15 protein-coding genes, 1 pseudogene and 1 riboswitch are annotated in these 15,327 nt (G+C 54.4%); of the genes and pseudogenes, 7 read left to right on the forward strand and 9 right to left on the reverse strand.

Annotated features, from left to right (window positions below):
* Nucleotides 1–23 precede the first annotated feature (23 nt).
* A complete protein-coding gene (locus Q3V30_RS07140; protein WP_306211758.1) occupies nucleotides 24–1,415 on the reverse strand; it encodes an MFS transporter in 1,392 nt (463 codons plus the stop codon).
* Nucleotides 1,416–1,692: 277 nt separating this feature from the next.
* On the opposite strand from Q3V30_RS07140, the gene Q3V30_RS07145 reads away from it, so the two are divergent.
* On the forward strand, nucleotides 1,693–2,508 hold the full coding sequence (locus tag Q3V30_RS07145; RefSeq protein ID WP_306211760.1) for an AraC family transcriptional regulator: 816 nt from the start codon (nucleotides 1,693–1,695) through the stop codon (nucleotides 2,506–2,508).
* On the opposite strand, the gene sanA is transcribed toward Q3V30_RS07145, so the two are convergent.
* From sanA to metG, 6 genes are all read right to left on the reverse strand, one after another.
* Entirely contained in the window at nucleotides 2,505–3,257 is a 753-nt protein-coding gene (sanA, locus tag Q3V30_RS07150) for an outer membrane permeability protein SanA (RefSeq protein ID WP_306211762.1), read from the reverse strand. The genes Q3V30_RS07145 and sanA overlap by 4 nt on opposite strands.
* A 161-nt stretch (nucleotides 3,258–3,418) precedes the next feature.
* Entirely contained in the window at nucleotides 3,419–5,116 is a 1,698-nt protein-coding gene (locus Q3V30_RS07155; RefSeq protein ID WP_306211764.1) for an NAD-dependent malic enzyme, read from the reverse strand.
* A 169-nt stretch (nucleotides 5,117–5,285) separates the two neighbouring features.
* On the reverse strand, nucleotides 5,286–6,170 hold the full coding sequence (gene cdd, locus Q3V30_RS07160; protein ID WP_306211766.1) for a cytidine deaminase: 885 nt from the start codon (nucleotides 6,168–6,170) through the stop codon (nucleotides 5,286–5,288).
* Nucleotides 6,171–6,297: 127 nt separating this feature from the next.
* Nucleotides 6,298–6,990, reverse strand: a complete 693-nt coding sequence (locus Q3V30_RS07165) for a CidB/LrgB family autolysis modulator (RefSeq protein WP_306211768.1) — start codon at nucleotides 6,988–6,990, stop codon at nucleotides 6,298–6,300.
* A complete protein-coding gene (locus Q3V30_RS07170) occupies nucleotides 6,983–7,378 on the reverse strand; it encodes a CidA/LrgA family protein (protein ID WP_306211770.1) in 396 nt (131 codons plus the stop codon). The genes Q3V30_RS07165 and Q3V30_RS07170 overlap by 8 nt, the downstream gene beginning before the upstream one ends.
* A gap of 143 nt (nucleotides 7,379–7,521) precedes the next feature.
* Nucleotides 7,522–9,588 (reverse strand): methionine--tRNA ligase, encoded by a 2,067-nt coding sequence (metG, locus tag Q3V30_RS07175; protein WP_306211772.1) that lies wholly within the window; start codon nucleotides 9,586–9,588, stop codon nucleotides 7,522–7,524.
* A 171-nt stretch (nucleotides 9,589–9,759) separates the two neighbouring features.
* On the opposite strand from metG, the gene apbC reads away from it, so the two are divergent.
* On the forward strand, nucleotides 9,760–10,872 hold the full coding sequence (gene apbC, locus Q3V30_RS07180; RefSeq protein WP_306211774.1) for an iron-sulfur cluster carrier protein ApbC: 1,113 nt from the start codon (nucleotides 9,760–9,762) through the stop codon (nucleotides 10,870–10,872).
* A 135-nt stretch (nucleotides 10,873–11,007) separates the two neighbouring features.
* Here the strand turns inward: apbC and Q3V30_RS07185 are convergent, their stop codons facing one another.
* The gene (locus Q3V30_RS07185; RefSeq protein WP_306211776.1) at nucleotides 11,008–11,430 is read right to left on the reverse strand and encodes a GNAT family N-acetyltransferase; all 423 of its coding nucleotides are present in this window, start codon (nucleotides 11,428–11,430) and stop codon (nucleotides 11,008–11,010) included.
* A gap of 4 nt (nucleotides 11,431–11,434) precedes the next feature.
* Complete coding sequence (locus tag Q3V30_RS07190) at nucleotides 11,435–11,683, reverse strand: hypothetical protein (protein WP_306211778.1); 249 nt, start codon at nucleotides 11,681–11,683, stop codon at nucleotides 11,435–11,437.
* Nucleotides 11,684–12,086: 403 nt separating this feature from the next.
* Between Q3V30_RS07190 and Q3V30_RS07195 the strand changes: the two are divergent.
* From Q3V30_RS07195 to thiD, 5 genes and pseudogenes are all read left to right on the forward strand, one after another.
* Nucleotides 12,087–12,550 (forward strand): annotated as a pseudogene (locus tag Q3V30_RS07195) (STM2901 family protein).
* Nucleotides 12,544–12,870, forward strand: coding sequence for a DUF1493 family protein (locus Q3V30_RS07200; RefSeq protein ID WP_306211780.1), 327 nt, complete (start codon nucleotides 12,544–12,546; stop codon nucleotides 12,868–12,870). Before Q3V30_RS07195 ends, Q3V30_RS07200 begins: the two are co-directional and overlap by 7 nt.
* Before the next feature lie 22 nt (nucleotides 12,871–12,892).
* The gene (locus Q3V30_RS07205; protein WP_306211782.1) at nucleotides 12,893–13,378 is read left to right on the forward strand and encodes an Hcp family type VI secretion system effector; all 486 of its coding nucleotides are present in this window, start codon (nucleotides 12,893–12,895) and stop codon (nucleotides 13,376–13,378) included.
* 114 nt (nucleotides 13,379–13,492) lie between these two features.
* Nucleotides 13,493–13,594: riboswitch (TPP riboswitch) on the forward strand.
* Between the two features lie 35 nt (nucleotides 13,595–13,629).
* Nucleotides 13,630–14,415 carry a hydroxyethylthiazole kinase gene (gene thiM, locus Q3V30_RS07210; protein ID WP_306211784.1) on the forward strand — a complete coding sequence of 262 codons (786 nt, stop codon included), beginning with the start codon at nucleotides 13,630–13,632 and terminating at the stop codon, nucleotides 14,413–14,415.
* Nucleotides 14,412–15,212 carry a bifunctional hydroxymethylpyrimidine kinase/phosphomethylpyrimidine kinase gene (gene thiD, locus Q3V30_RS07215; RefSeq protein ID WP_306211786.1) on the forward strand — a complete coding sequence of 267 codons (801 nt, stop codon included), beginning with the start codon at nucleotides 14,412–14,414 and terminating at the stop codon, nucleotides 15,210–15,212. The genes thiM and thiD overlap by 4 nt, the downstream gene beginning before the upstream one ends.
* Nucleotides 15,213–15,327: the final 115 nt, after the last annotated feature.

The raw sequence follows: 15,327 nt of genomic DNA on the forward strand, positions 1-15,327 counted from the left end.
CCTCCTCAATGAGTGCAAAGAATTTATAACTTGCGCGCCAGATCCTGTGAGATCTTCGCCAGCAAAGGGGTGTTCAGCTTGCAGAAATACAGGCAGGCAGCCAGCAAGATATGCAGTACCGCAGGCAGCAATGTTTCAAAAAGCGTGATGTCGGTCAGTGTGGCAGGCGTCTGGTGTTCCGGGCCAGCCTGATAGGCCACCAGCACAAACACGATACTGATGATCCCGGCGCTCGACGCCCAGGCAAGCTTGATGAAAAACAGATTGAAGGCGAAATTGATGCCGGATGAGCGGATGCCGTTTTTCCAGAAGCCATAATCATCGGCAAACGCCATCAGTGAAAAGTGCAGGGGGAGAGTGAAACCCAAGATTACGCAATGTACAAAGATCAGCCCCAGCCACAGCGACTGAAATTGTTCGCCGGTAGGTACAAACCACAGCGCTACGGAAAAGGCTGCCAGCAGTAGATTGGTGATCAGGTAAAGCCGCACGCTGTCAATTTTCTTGTTCAGCTGATTCACTACTATGGCGCCCAGGATCGAGGCCAGCGTCACCATGCCAAAAAACATGGAGGCATAACTGGCACTTCCTTTCAGCACATAGGTGATGAAATACATATAACCGCCGCCGCGCAAGTTGAACACGTTGATCAGCAGGAAAGACATCAGCAACATCAGCAGCAGCTGATCGTTTCTGGCCATGCCGCGCAGGTGATCCCGAATGCTGAATTTGCCGAGCAGATCCAGCGGTATGCGTTCCCGGACGGTGAAGAAGCACCAGAGGAATAGCACTACCGCCAGCGTGCAGACCAGGGCAACGCCCCTCTGGTAACCAAGGATCAGATTGCCCTTACCAAACAGCTCAACAAACCATGGCAAACCGACCGAAACCAGAAAGCCCGCCGCACCACACAGTACAAAACGCCAGGCCTGGCAGGACATCACCTCGCGGTGGCTGGTGGTCATGGTATTAATCAGGGCGCAGTAGGGCACGTTGATCGCCGTATAGCCTATCGACAGCATAAAATAAGTGACAAATGCCCATACGACTTTCGCGTCGCCACCCAAGTCAGGTACGGTAAAGGTCAGGACACCTGCAACCCCGATGGGCAAGGCGGCCCAGAGTTGCCACGGACGGAAACGACCCCAGCGGCTTTGGGTCCGGTCGGCCACCAGACCCATTAACGGATCGGAAACAGCATCAATCACCCGCAGCGTAATAAATAGGGTACCGACCAGAGCAGGCGTCAATCCAAAAATATCGGTATAGAAAAAAGTCAGGAAATTGGCAATCAGGCAGGTAATAATTGTGCCGCCAGCATCACCCAGACCGTAACCTATTTTCTCGCTAGCGGTAACAGGCGCGGTCAAATCATCGTCCTGTACGGCGACACTCTGTAAAGAGTCCGTTTGCATCTGATATTTCCTTACGCATGTAAAAGCTCTAAGAAATGAACGGCACTGTGCCACGGGTAATGAAATGCAGAATTATTTCCGGCCAGGAATAATAAGCTTTCCAATAATCTGGCATGCCTTTCACGGCGCAACAAGGGAACAAACAGGCAGTAAAGCGGGACAATTCCGACCTACTGATTAATATGTGAAGCAGATCAAACCCTGCGGCTTTTCTGGCCTTATCAGGATGCCGCTGTGCTAGCGTAAGGCGTCAGAAGTGGAATCGGGAAGGTGAAGTATGCTTTCGTTATCGGTCAGTTATCCCCTGAAAGTGCAGAATGGCGGGCTTTTTATTTCCCGTGGCGTCGGCACGCATCCGACCAGAGTGCTCAGCTCCTGTGAATTAATTTATGTGGTCAGCGGCTCGCTGAGCCTACAGGAAGAAAATAGGGTGTTTAAGCTGAACAAGGGCGAAAGTTTACTTTTGTTTCCCAATCGAAAGCATCATGGTATTTCAGTGTTTGAAGAGAAATTAAAATTTTACTGGTTACACTTCGATATTTTAAATAGTCAGCAGGAAAATCCATCATTTCAGTTAACTGTTCACCAGCATAATAAAGTAAAAGATCAGGAGCGGGTGATGACTTTATTTCGCCTGTTTTTAAATGAGCAGGAACGCCGGGAAGAGAATCCATCGCTGGAATTATTGCTGATTTTATTATTACAAGAAATAGCGCGGACTGGCCCGGAGCAGGATCCGGCTAACGGACCGGGGGCCGCACTCGCCTGGAAAGCCAGGGAGCTGATCGCTACCCACTATCACCGGCCAGCAGGCGCAGCAGAGTTAGCGCAACGGCTGCACTGCAACGCTGATTATCTGGGAAGGGTTTATCGGCGGATGTTCAGCATGACGCTGACAGAAGCGCTGCACCAGCAACGTATCACCGCAGCGGAGAAGATGATGCTGACGGATACCTGTAGCCTGGCTGAAGTGGCAAAATCTTGCGGGTTTACGGATGTGGCCTACTTCAGACGCGTGTTTCGTAAGCTGCGTGGTACTACGCCAGCCGCCTGGAAGAAGCGCTACTGTCGCGAGCACATCAATGCTGATTAAGGCGTTGCCGACGTTTTCTCCGGCTTCTGCGCCTGCTCCAGCTTTTGCTGCAATTCGAGCAGCTGCTCTGGCGTGACGGCAGGATAGCTCTGAGCATCGTCAGGGACCTCGTGACGGGCTGGAATAGGCACCATCGGCCCCAGGAAGTGCGGCTCACGCTTCATCAGGTAGAGGTCAGCCAGCGCGCCGAGCCGCGCGCCCACTTCTCTGACCCGGATATTCAGCATGTTTTTAGGCGAAGGCACCGCATAACACTGGGCCTGAATGCCCATATGCAGCGCGATAAACAGCGCGCGCTCGCAGTGGAAACGCTGCGTGATGATGATGAAATCGTTGGTATCAAAAACCTTGCGCGTCCGCACTATCGAATCCAGCGTACGAAAACCGGCATAATCAAGCACGATATCGGCAGGATCCACCCCGGCGGCAATCAGATCGCGACGCATGGTCATGGGTTCGTTATAGCTCTGCAGCGCATTGTCGCCGCTCAGCAGCAGATAGTTCACCTTGCCGCTGTTATAGGCATTCAGCGCGCCCTGCATACGGTAGAGGTAATACTGATTAATCACGCCGGTGCGATAATATTTCGCAGTCCCCAGCACCACCCCTACCTGACGATGCGGCAATGATTTCAGATTGTCATAGACAAAGGGAGCGGTTTTAAGGCTTATCCAGCGATCCAGGCCGAGCGCGGTCATCACCATCAGCGTTAAGATGATAATCAGACCATATATCAAGCGTTTTACCATGCCGGAGAGCGCTCAGACTTGCTAAAAAAGGGTGAAACAAGGCTACTTGAGCTGGCGGGGTGAAGCAAGTGACAGCGTGCCGGTTGCTGGGTTTTCGCACGATAAACCGGCAGGAAAATCTCAGGATGAGAGCCGGGTGCGGTTTGCACCCGGCTTTACCGTCAGATAGAGGTTCTGCGGTAGTTACGGTACTGCGGCAGCCAGAAGTTGGCAGAGATAGATTTAGAGAGCACATCTTCAGAGGTGACCACCGCCACGCCAGCGAGCTGTGCAGCTTTGCCGACGGCCATAGCAATCACTTTCGAGACGCCCTGAATATCTTTTACTTCCGGCAGCACCGGGCCTTCGCCGTCGTTGACCAGCGGCGAGCAGTCAGCCAGCGCGCGGCTGGCCGCCATCAGCATGCTGTCGGTGATGCGGGTGGCGCCAGAAGCGATCACGCCCAGCCCGATGCCCGGGAAGATGTAAGAGTTGTTGCACTGCGCGATAGGGTAGACTTTTTCCTTCCACATTACCGGTGAGAAGGGGCTGCCGGTAGCGACCAGCGCCGCGCCGTCAGTCCATGCCATGATGTCCTGCGGCGTAGCTTCAACGCGCGAGGTAGGGTTAGAGAGCGGCATCACGATAGGACGCGCGCAGTGTTTATGCATCTCGCGAATGATCTCTTCGCTGAACAGGCCTGGCTGGCCGGAGACGCCAATCAGAATATCCGGACGGGCGTTTCGCACCACATCCAGCAGCGAAATAGAGTCTGAACCGCTCTGCCAGTCAGCCAGATTTTCGCTTTTCTGTACCAGCCTGCTCTGGAAGTTAAGCAGGTTTGGCAGCTTGTCGGTCAGCAGGCCGAAGCGATCGACCATAAAGACGCGTGCGCGCGCTTCATCATCGCTCAGTCCTTCAGACTTCATCTGGGCGACGATCTGCTCAGCGATACCACAACCCGCTGAACCAGCGCCGAGGAACACGACTTTCTGCTCGCTCATTTTGCTGCCGGCGGCACGGCTGGCGGCAATCAGCGTACCCAGCGTCACCGCTGCGGTGCCCTGGATATCATCATTAAAGCAGCACACTTCATCACGATAGCGTTCAAGGATCGGCATCGCGTTTTTCTGCGCAAAGTCTTCAAATTGCAGCACGACGTTTGGCCAGCGGCTCTTCACGGCCAGGATAAATTCGTGCACGAAGTTATCGTACTCTTCGCCGGTAATACGCGGATGACGCCAGCCCATGTAAAGCGGATCGTTCAGCAGCTGTTGGTTATTGGTGCCAACATCCAGCACGATTGGCAACGTATAGGCTGGACTGATGCCGCCACAGGCGGTATAGAGCGACAGTTTGCCGATGGGAATACCCATGCCGCCGATCCCCTGGTCACCCAGGCCCAGAATACGCTCGCCGTCGGTGACGACAATCACCTTCACGTTCTGTTTGGTGGCGTTTTGCAGCATATCTTCAATGTTGCCGCGGTTCGGATAGGAGATGAATACGCCACGGGCACGACGGTAAATTTCTGAGAAGTGCTCGCAGGCTGCGCCGACGGTGGGCGTATAGATAATGGGCATCATCTCTTCAAGATGATTATCCAGCAGGCGGTAGAACAGGGTTTCGTTGGTGTCCTGGATATTGCGCAGGTAGACGTGTTTATCGTTATCGTTTTTGAAATCCTGGAACTGACGCCAGGCGCGTTTAGCCTGCTCTTCAATCGTCTCTACCGTTTCTGGCAGCAGCCCACGCAGGTTAAATTCATTACGCTCTTCAACAGAGAAGGCGCTGCCCTTATTTAACAGGGGGAATTCCAGCAAAATAGGGCCAGCATAAGGGATATAGAGCGGTCGTTTACTTTCGTATTCGAGTTCCATGTAATCAATACTCATTCGGATCGTGACGTTGTGCGCCAATCCTAAAATATTTAGTCTGAAAGTACAGCTTTTGTTAACGGGAGTTAACAAAAGGAGCGATTTTTATTCAGATTTTGCGGGGGGACGCAGGCGAAGCCTGCATCATACCGTCGGAAGACTAAGGGGCGGTTCAGTCCAGAGGAATGGTAGTGACATTGGCACAGCCCAGCGCCTGCAGCGTTGCCTGCGTGGCCTGTCGCTGGATCACTTTGGCATCCGGCGCCTCTGCCAGCACGGCGCGCTGGATCTGCAACACGTCATGCCCTGCGAGGCTGAGCAAATTCAGCGCGGCCTGTAGCGGCGGCAGGCTGGGGTTAAAGGCGGCGTTTTCCGCATAGCGACCGGCAAAAATCGTCCCATCGGCGGCCTGTAACGCCACGCCGCTCCAGGCCTGCGTATAAGGCGCATGGCTCCGGCTGGCAGCCTCAAGCGCGGCCTGAGCCAGCGGATCGCCTTTAATCACTAAACCGTGATCAACCTTATCCATCAGTAGCGTTTCGATAGCCAGATCGCGGGGGCCGAAAGCGTCCGGCAGATAATCCGCCAGCGTGGCAGGCTCACGGCCGGGCAGATTGATGCCAAGCGCTGTGCCGCTGTTCAGTTCATTCATAAACTGACGGCAGTGGCCGCATGGCGTGTAATTCACGGTAATCGCCTCCAGCGACTTCTCGCCGCGCAGCCAGGCATGGGTAACCGCGCTCTGCTCTGCATGGACAGTTTGCTGCATGGTGGCGCCAGTGAACTCCATATTTGCGCCAAAATAGAGATGTCCGCTGCTGCCCCGGGCCACTGCCCCCACATTAAAATTCGACAGCGGCGCTACGGCGCAGGCCGCAGCCAGCGGCAGCAGGGCAAACGCCAGTTGCTGGTCATCAAGCCCGGTCAGAGATTTGATCCCGGCAATCTGCAGCGGCGTCAGGAAAGCCTGAAAATCGGCTGAAGAGAGAATGGGCTGCAGGGCGCTCTGCAGAGCTGAAGGCAGCGTGGCAAACGCAGCGTGAAAACGTGGGTGCATAATAAGCCTCTTTCGCATAAACGGCCGCTGAGTGTAGCGGGCTGTCGAAGAGTTATATGTGATTGAAATCACACAAGCAATGCAATTAATGAAAGTGAATTACAAATTGCGCGATCCATCGCAAATTTTAGCCCCAGAGGTGCATCAGCAGCGGAAACATAAAGGGTGCCAGCAGGGAAGTAATGATCCCGCAGATCACCAGCGCCAGCGAGCTGTATGCCCCTTCCTGGTAATCCAGTTCGGCACAGCGGGCAGTTCCCAGCGCGTGAGAAGCGTTACCAATGGCTAAACCCCGCGACGGTTTGCCGGTAATTTTCAGCAGGTTGAGGACCATGTGGCCAAACACTGCGCCCAGTACGCCTGCGATCAGCACACAAATGGCGCTGATGGCCGGAATGCCTCCCAGCGTGCCGGAGACAGCCATGGCAATCGGCGTGGTCACCGATTTAGGCATAATGGTGGCGGCAATCTGCGGCGTCGCTCCCATCCAGAGCGCAATGGCCGTACCGGAGATCATCGCCGTCATGCTGCCCATAAAACAGACGCCGATAATCGCTTTCCAGCGCGCGCGGATTTGGTGCATCTGTTCGTAAAGCGGGATCGCCAGCGCCACCACAGAAGGCTGAAGGAGGTGATTAAGCAGCGAGCTTCCCTGGAAATAGCGTGCGTAAGGCATCTGGATAAGCAGCAGCAGCGGGATAATTACCGCCATTGAAACCAGCAAGGGGTTGACCAGCGAGATCTTAACCTTTGCGGCCAGCATGCGGGCCGCAAAAAATACCACCATCGTCAGCGGCAGTGACCACCAGATATCACTCATCCACGGCTCCTGGTTTTTTCAGCGGCCGGCTGTGCAATTTGTGGGAGGCCAGCCCAACGGTGATCAGCACAATAAAGGTGCTCAGCACGCAGGAGACCACAATCGGGCCAAACTGTGCGCTGAGAATATCGGTATAGCTCATAATCCCGACGCTGATCGGCACAAACAGCAGGCCCATATAGCGGATCAGCAGGGTGCTTCCGGGCTTCACCCACTCAACAGGCAGGATTTGCAGAGCGAGTAAGCCGAACAGGATAAGCATGCCAAGTATGCTGCCGGGGATAGTCACCGGAAGCAGGGCTGCAACGCCGGTCCCGGCATAGAGGCAGAGATAGAGAATGAGGAAGGCGCGAAGATATTGTCCGCCCACGGAGAGCACGCTGCGCATGATAAGCTCCTGGTTTTAAGAACGTTAATCATACGACGAAACGAGAAAACGTGCTACGGGTCACACTGCCCGCCGGGGCGGCAATAAAAAAGGGGCGAATTATCTTCGCCCCTGATTTTGCTACTGCCGCTAAAGGTAAAAGGTTATTTAACCTGCATACCCGGCTGAGCGCCGCTGTCGGCACCGAGGATAAACAGATCTTCCCCACCAGGACCGGCTGAAAGCACCATGCCTTCTGAGACGCCAAAGCGCATCTTACGCGGCGCAAGGTTTGCCACCACGACCGTCATGCGGCCTTCCAGCACGGAAGGATCCGGATAGGCTGCCCGGATACCGGAGAAGATCTGACGCGTTTCATCGCCGCCCATATCCAGTACCAGACGCAGCAACTTGTCAGACCCCTCCACCAGCTCGGCGGTTTTGATCAGCGCCACGCGCATATCCACTTTGGCAAAGTCATCAAAGTTGATGGTCTCAGCCACAGCTTCTACAGCGGCGCTGGCCGCAGGCTTGCTGGCCGCTTTAGCCGGGGTAACGGCCGCAGGCTGGGTCGCCGCTGCCGCATCTTCTTTTGATGCTTCGATCAGGGCGTTGACCTTATCCATCTCTACACGGCTGTAGAGCGCTTTAAAGGCGGAGATGTTGTGGTCCAGCAGCGGCTGCTGAATGCTGTCCCAGCTCAGCTCTGCGTTCAGGAATGCTTCCGTCCGTTCGGTCAGCGAAGGCAGTACAGGCTTCAGCCAGGTCATCAGCACGCGGAACATGTTAATGCCCATTGAGCAGATAGCCTGCAGATCAGCATCGCGCCCCTCCTGCTTCGCCACCACCCACGGTGCCTGCTCGTCAACGTAGCGGTTCGCCACGTCGGCCAGCGCCATGATTTCACGTACGGCGCGACCAAACTCACGGCTGCTCCACGCTTCGCCAATGCTCTCTGCCGCGTCGGTGAAGGTTTTGTAGAGCGCCGGATCGGCCAGTTCAGCAGAGAGCTTGCCATCAAAACGCTTGTTGATAAAACCGGCGTTGCGCGAGGCAAGGTTAACCACTTTGTTCACGATGTCGGCATTCACGCGCTGGACGAAATCTTCCAGGTTAAGGTCGATATCATCAATGCGTGAAGAGAGCTTGGCGGCGTAGTAGTAACGCAGGCTGTCCGCATCCAGGTGCTGCAGCCAGGTGCTGGCTTTAATGAAAGTGCCGCGAGATTTGGACATCTTCGCGCCGTTCACCGTGACATAACCGTGCACAAACAGGTTGGTTGGCTTACGGAAGTTACTGCCTTCCAGCATCGCTGGCCAGAACAGGCTGTGGAAATAGACGATATCTTTGCCGATAAAGTGATAAAGATCGGCATCCGAATCTTTCTGCCAGAAAGCATCGAAATCGATATCACCGCGCTTGTCGCACAGGTTCTTGAACGATCCCATGTAGCCGATAGGCGCATCGAGCCAGACGTAGAAGTATTTGCCCGGCGCACCAGGGATTTCAAAGCCGAAGTAAGGCGCATCGCGGGAAATATCCCACTGCTGCAGGCCAGATTCGAACCACTCCTGCATTTTATTCGCTACCTGCTCCTGAAGCGCGCCGGAGCGGGTCCAGGCCTTCAGCATTTCGCTGAACTCCGGCAGATCGAAGAAGAAGTGCTCAGAGTCACGCATCTCCGGCGTCGCGCCAGAAACCACGGATTGCGGGTTGATCAGCTCGGTCGGGCTGTAGGTCGCGCCGCACACTTCGCAGTTATCGCCATACTGATCGGGCGATTTGCATTTCGGACAGGTGCCTTTGACAAAACGGTCCGGCAGGAACATCCCTTTTTCCGGATCGTAGAGCTGAGAGATGGTGCGGTTTTTGATAAAACCGTTCTCTTTAAGGCGGGTATAGATAAGCTCAGACAGCTCACGGTTCTCATCGCTGTGCGTTGAGTGATAGTTGTCGTAGCTGATATTAAAGCCGGCAAAATCGGTCTGATGTTCCTGACTCATTTCGGCAATCATCTGCTCGGGAGCAATACCCAACTGCTGAGCCTTCAGCATGATTGGCGTACCGTGCGCATCGTCCGCACAGATGAAGTAAACCTGATTGCCGCGCATTCGCTGGTAACGGACCCAAATATCTGCCTGGATATGCTCGAGCATGTGGCCGAGATGAATGGAACCGTTGGCGTACGGCAGAGCGCACGTTACCAATATTTTTTTCGCGACTTGAGTCATAGGAAAACTTGCCATACCTGTTTTAAAAGGGGGCATAGATGGTAACCGAGTGGCGTGTCTGCGTAAACAATCCCGCGGTCGCGCCGCCGTTTTTTAACGTCTGTCGCCTTTACCTCCGGCCACATCTGGTATGCTTGTGGATAAGAACCACCACAAAAACAAGGAGCCGGGATGAGCTTACACTCCCAGGGTCACCATTCACCGGAAGCGCTGCGCGCGATGGTGATGGGCGTTTTGACCACTTTTGAACACCCGACGCTGCAGCATAATCTGACGACGCTGAAGGCGATGCATCACTGCGCGCTGATGGATAACACCCTGCACATTGACCTGGTGATGCCGTTTGCCTGGCACAGCGGGTTTGAAGCCCTGAAAGAGGCGGCCAGCGCGGAACTGCTGCGCCTGACACAAGCCACCGCTATCAGCTGGCGGCTGAGTCACGACATCGCCACGCTGAAAAGGGTGAAGAATCATCCCGGTGCCAGCGGCGTGAAGAACATCATTGCGGTCAGCTCCGGCAAAGGCGGGGTAGGCAAATCCAGCACGGCGGTGAATATGGCGCTGGCGCTGGCGGCAGAGGGCGCGAAGGTTGGGCTGCTGGATGCGGACATCTACGGCCCCTCCATTCCGGACATGCTGGGAACCCGTGATGAGCGGCCCTCCTCACCCGACGGTAAGCATATGGCCCCTATTATGTCGCACGGGCTGGCAACCAACTCCATCGGCTATCTGGTTACCGAGGATAACGCCATGGTCTGGCGCGGGCCGATGGCCAGTAAAGCGCTGATGCAGCTGCTGAACGAAACGCTGTGGCCCGATCTCGATTATCTGGTACTGGATATGCCGCCGGGTACGGGAGATATTCAGCTTACGCTGGCGCAAAACGTGCCGGTTACTGGCGCTATCGTGGTCACCACACCGCAGGATATCGCGCTGGCTGACGCCCGCAAAGGCATCGTGATGTTTGAGAAAGTTAACGTGCCGGTGCTGGGCGTGGTGGAAAACATGAGCATGCATATCTGCAGCAACTGTGGGCATCACGAAGCCATTTTCGGCAGCGGCGGGGCAGAAAAGCTGGCTGAGCAATATCATACGCGTCTGTTAAGCCAGCTGCCGCTGCACATCACGCTGCGGGAGGATTTGGACGATGGTCAGCCTACGGTGGTGCGCCGTCCCGAGAGCGAGTTTACCGCCATCTACCGCCAGCTGGCGGGCGCTGTTGCGGCGCAACTTTACTGGCAGGGCGAAGTGATCCCTGACGATATCGCCTTCCGCGCGGTGTAATTCCTTCAGCTCGCCAGGAAAATCAGGGGCGGAAGCAGGGTGCGGCCTCTGATATTCCTGTCAGACAACAGGTACTGCCTGCGCCAGGCAGAACCTGTTGATAAATTTACGCAGAAAATGATATCCAGTCCTGGCTTACAGCACATAGTGCATCAGCCAGTATTCACCGTGCTCGCTCTCGCCATCCGAAACCACCTCCCAGCCATGATGCTGATAAAAGGCGACCGCCAGCGTGTTGGCCTTCATGCACTTCAGTGCGCCGGTGGAGGTGAAGTCGTTTTGCACAGCTTGCAAAAGAAGACGCCCCACACCCTTACCTTGCCACGCCGGATCAACAAACAGACTGTGCAGGAAATTGTCGTTGGGCAGCACAGCAGCGAAACCGGTACGATGCCCGTCATCTTCAGCTACCAGAATGCGCTCGCCCAGGGTCGCACGGTCAAAATCTTCCAGCCGCCAGTCGCTCTCATCCAGCCAGTGCCAGTTTGCCTTGCGTGACGCAAGAAACAGCGTGCGCAGGAAAGGGCGGTCCGTTTCCGTAAAGGGGCGTATCTTCATCTGGTCACCATACTGGCTTCACGTGACGCTCACCATCCAGTCCGGTGCCACGATAGTCATAGTCAATTTTCCCCGCTTCAAAAAGCTGATCCAGCAGCCTGAAGTTATCGGGCGGCGTCACGTTGCAGCGGTGATTCAGAGTGGTGTCGAGGATAGAGAAACCACGATCTCCACGGGCAATCTGTTTCAGGTATTGCAGCATCTTCAGGGCTTCCACGCTGATGCCGTACTGTTCATTAAGCGGTCTGGTCATAATCCTTCGCGTTGCGATCTTTACTGTGACAGGAATGGGCTAAGAGTAACGTATTGTCGGGCTTTCGCCAAAGGTGAGGCTGAGAGTAACGGTGGAAGGGAGTAACATAAGCAATTTTCCTCTCTCTCCACTTTACGGCAGGAAAAAATAAGCACAGAAGCGTGTATCTATACATTTTTAACTTCATCACTTGGTGAGTGCAGAATTAAATATTATTGGCGTCGATAGTAAAGTAACAATTATCAGTAATGAATTTTCTTCCTGTTTTAATTAAGCACCAATATTCTCTTGCCACAAGCGGATAATTATCTTCTGATAAATCAATCCGGGAAGTTAGTTTATAGACAGTGCTTTTTTTCGCCGCTATAATTGTGTTCCCACAAGGATTGCAAGGGATTGTAAAGTGGATACGATAGAGGAACTAAACGGAACATACTTTTATGCGGGTAAATCTAACCTGAACGCTGCCCAGCTTCTGTTTATGATTTTTTGTGAAAATACAGCCAGCCAATTTGGGATCGGCATGGCCGATTTTGGGGCGGTTGTTGCCATTGTATCGGGCAGAAACAACTTAGGTACCAGAGGCAAATTTGCTAATGCTACCAAGGGGACTTCTTATGCCTCGAAGGGTGCACGAATGTTATTTAGAAAGACTAAATTCCCTTTTGGCATTGCCTTACCTACGTGGTTAGGGGGTATACGCCCTGGACAGCCAACCGTGTTATGGTTCGCAATATTGCGCCTTTCGTTGGTCGCTCGATTCCCCTGATCGGTGTGATTATTCTTGCTTCTGATGTTTCGCAAATCACCTACCGCACTATTCGCGACTACAACATCATCGCAAGAGAGAGTGATAAATTATGGTAGAGAGTATTGAGGAGCGAATTTACGAGCATGTACGGCCTTATGCTGGTACGTACCTGTTCAATATTAAGAAGGTGCAATTAACACCGGAAACTGATCTTGATACCGATTTAAGTATTGATGAACTTGAAGCTGAAGATCTGATGAATGATTTCTTTGAGAAATTCAATGTTCAACGAGGAAACTTCAAGATTGAAACCTACTATCCCGATATGCCTTTTACATGGAATTTTTTCAAAAAGATCGAACCAATCCCCGTTCCTGATTTCACTATCGGTATGCTGATCGAGTCAGCAAAAGCGGGGAAATGGTTGTACGACTAATAAAGAGCAAGGAGCTTAATAAATGGCGGTACCAGTACATCTTTTTTTGACCGATGACGGCGGCGCAATTATTCGTGGTTCTTCTGATGTTGCAGATCGTGAAGGAAGCATTGAGCTACGAAGTTTGCACCACAGTTTAACCATCCCGACAGACCCAATGACCGGCAAAGTCACCGGCACTCGTCAGCATTCACCCTTTCAATTTACTAAGGAACTGGATAGTGCCTCTCCTTATCTTTTTAAGGCTGCGGCAACGGGCCAAATGCTCAGAACTGCTGAATTCCGCTTCTACCATATTGATTATGCAGGGCAAGAGGTGGAGTATTACCGGATTACGCTGGAGAGTGTGAAAGTGGTTTCTGTCAGCCCTGTAATGCACGATACGCGAGGCTACCCGGGAACAGGTCATATGGAAGAGGTGGCGCTAAATTATGAAAAAATCACCCATTTGTACAAAGATGGCAATTTGCTGGCGCATGATGCCTGGAACGAGCGCCCAACGGCTTAACAGAGCTATAAGAAATAATGTCAAAGAACTTAAACATAGCTAAGGCTATATCCTTTGCTGGCAAGCTTGCATCGCTAAATCACTTCTCCTAAGCTGGCAGACAGCAGCACAATGTTAAATGACTCGGGGTGCCCTTACTTGCAAAGCAAGGGCTGAGAAAAACCCGTCGAACCTGAACTGGATAATGCCAGCGGAGGGAAGTCAGATGCCTGACCGCATCGCCTTCTTGATCGCCGGTTGGGAGCTTTATCATGATCCAACCTCACACCTTCACGGCGGCGGACGCCGTTGCCTCTCTTGATCTTTTCCGCGAAAAATCGCCCCTGATCCACTGCCTGACCAATGATGTGGTGCAAACCTTTACAGCCAATGTGCTGCTGGCGCTGGGCGCATCACCGGCAATGGTTATCGATCCGCAAGAAGCAGAACAGTTCAGCGCCATTGCGGATGCAGTGCTGATTAATGTGGGGACGCTGACCCGGTCGCGAAGCCATGCCATGCTGGCGGCAGTGAAAGCCGCAGGCCAGGCGCAGCGTCCCTGGACGCTGGATCCGGTAGCCGTCGGCGCGCTGACGTTCCGCAGCGACTTCTGCCAGCAGCTGCTGGAATACCGGCCTGCGGCTGTTCGGGGTAACGCCTCTGAAATTATGGCTCTGGCAAGGCAGGCGGTTACCGGGCGTGGGGTCGACAGCCTTCATCACTCCTCGGCCGCGCTGGAAGCTGCCTCTCTGCTGGCTCTGTCAACGGGGGCGATAGTTGCGGTAAGTGGCGAAACGGATTATGTCACCGACGGCGCACGCGTGATGGCGATCCCGGGCGGTTCAGGGTTAATGACGCGGGTGGTGGGAACCGGCTGCGCGCTTTCAGCCGTGGTGGCTGGCTTCACGGCACTGCCTGGCGACAGACTGGTGCACGTTGCCAGCGCCTGCCGGGTGATGAGCCTGGCGGGAGAACGGGCGGCGAACGCCGCCAGCGGGCCAGGCAGTTTTGTTTCACTGTTTCTCGACCAGCTCTACCGCCTGGAGGTGCAGGCATGAAACGCATCAATGCTTTAACAATAGCAGGCACCGATCCGAGCGGCGGCGCTGGCATCCAGGCCGATCTGAAAACCTTTTCGGCGCTTGGCGTTTATGGCACCAGCGTGATCACCGCGCTGGTGGCGCAGAATACTCAGGGCGTGCAGTCGGTCTGCCGCATCGGGCCAGATTTTGTCGCAGCCCAACTCGCCTCGGTGCTGAGCGATGTCCGCATCGACAGCGTGAAAATCGGTATGCTGGCGGAATGCGATATCGTTGAGGCGGTGGCTGAAGGGCTGAAGTCAGCCGCCGTACCGTGGATCGTGCTGGATACGGTGATGCTGGCAAAAAGTGGCGATCCTTTGCTCTCGTCTCAGGCGGTGAGTACGCTCCGGGAGATCCTGCTGCCACAGGTTTCACTGATCACGCCTAACCTGCCTGAAGCTGCCGCCCTGCTGGAGTGTGACCCGGCGCAAACGGAAGAAGAGATGAGGCAGCAGGGCAGGGCTTTACTGGCGCTGGGTTGCGAAGCCGTGCTGATGAAAGGGGGACATCTCAGCGATAAAGAGAGCCCGGACTGGCTCTTCACGCCTCAGCAGGAGCTGCGTTTTACCGCGCCCCGCGTAGCCACTAAAAATACTCACGGCACAGGCTGTACTCTCTCCGCCGCGCTGGCCGCGCTCAGACCACGCCATGATAACTGGGCGACTACGGTGCAGGAGGCGAAAGCCTGGTTGCAGGGCGCACTGGAGCAGGCAGACTCGCTGGAAGTGGGCAAAGGCATTGGCCCGGTGCATCATTTTCACCGCTGGTGGTAGCGGGTTCAGTTGCGGGTGGATGAAGTCCAAATCATCACTGGCTTGCCTGGTCACATAGCGGGCGAACTTTCCCGCTATGTGATTATTTTGTTACAAACTATCGGGCTGCGAACCG

Source organism: Erwinia pyri, from assembly GCF_030758455.1.
GTDB classification, from domain to species: domain Bacteria; phylum Pseudomonadota; class Gammaproteobacteria; order Enterobacterales; family Enterobacteriaceae; genus Erwinia; species Erwinia pyri.

Bases quoted from the DNA above. Each gene is read 5' to 3' on its own strand.
- Q3V30_RS07140 (WP_306211758.1), bottom strand. From the start codon at position 1,415: ATGCAAACGGACTCTTTACAGAGTGTCGCCGTACAGGACGATGATTTG.
- Q3V30_RS07145 (WP_306211760.1), top strand. From the start codon at position 1,693: ATGCTTTCGTTATCGGTCAGTTATCCCCTGAAAGTGCAGAATGGCGGG.
- sanA (WP_306211762.1), bottom strand. From the start codon at position 3,257: ATGGTAAAACGCTTGATATATGGTCTGATTATCATCTTAACGCTGATG.
- Q3V30_RS07155 (WP_306211764.1), bottom strand. From the start codon at position 5,116: ATGGAACTCGAATACGAAAGTAAACGACCGCTCTATATCCCTTATGCT.
- cdd (WP_306211766.1), bottom strand. From the start codon at position 6,170: ATGCACCCACGTTTTCACGCTGCGTTTGCCACGCTGCCTTCAGCTCTG.
- Q3V30_RS07165 (WP_306211768.1), bottom strand. From the start codon at position 6,990: ATGAGTGATATCTGGTGGTCACTGCCGCTGACGATGGTGGTATTTTTT.
- Q3V30_RS07170 (WP_306211770.1), bottom strand. From the start codon at position 7,378: ATGCGCAGCGTGCTCTCCGTGGGCGGACAATATCTTCGCGCCTTCCTC.
- metG (WP_306211772.1), bottom strand. From the start codon at position 9,588: ATGACTCAAGTCGCGAAAAAAATATTGGTAACGTGCGCTCTGCCGTAC.
- apbC (WP_306211774.1), top strand. From the start codon at position 9,760: ATGAGCTTACACTCCCAGGGTCACCATTCACCGGAAGCGCTGCGCGCG.
- Q3V30_RS07185 (WP_306211776.1), bottom strand. From the start codon at position 11,430: ATGAAGATACGCCCCTTTACGGAAACGGACCGCCCTTTCCTGCGCACG.
- Q3V30_RS07190 (WP_306211778.1), bottom strand. From the start codon at position 11,683: ATGACCAGACCGCTTAATGAACAGTACGGCATCAGCGTGGAAGCCCTG.
- Q3V30_RS07200 (WP_306211780.1), top strand. From the start codon at position 12,544: ATGGTAGAGAGTATTGAGGAGCGAATTTACGAGCATGTACGGCCTTAT.
- Q3V30_RS07205 (WP_306211782.1), top strand. From the start codon at position 12,893: ATGGCGGTACCAGTACATCTTTTTTTGACCGATGACGGCGGCGCAATT.
- thiM (WP_306211784.1), top strand. From the start codon at position 13,630: ATGATCCAACCTCACACCTTCACGGCGGCGGACGCCGTTGCCTCTCTT.
- thiD (WP_306211786.1), top strand. From the start codon at position 14,412: ATGAAACGCATCAATGCTTTAACAATAGCAGGCACCGATCCGAGCGGC.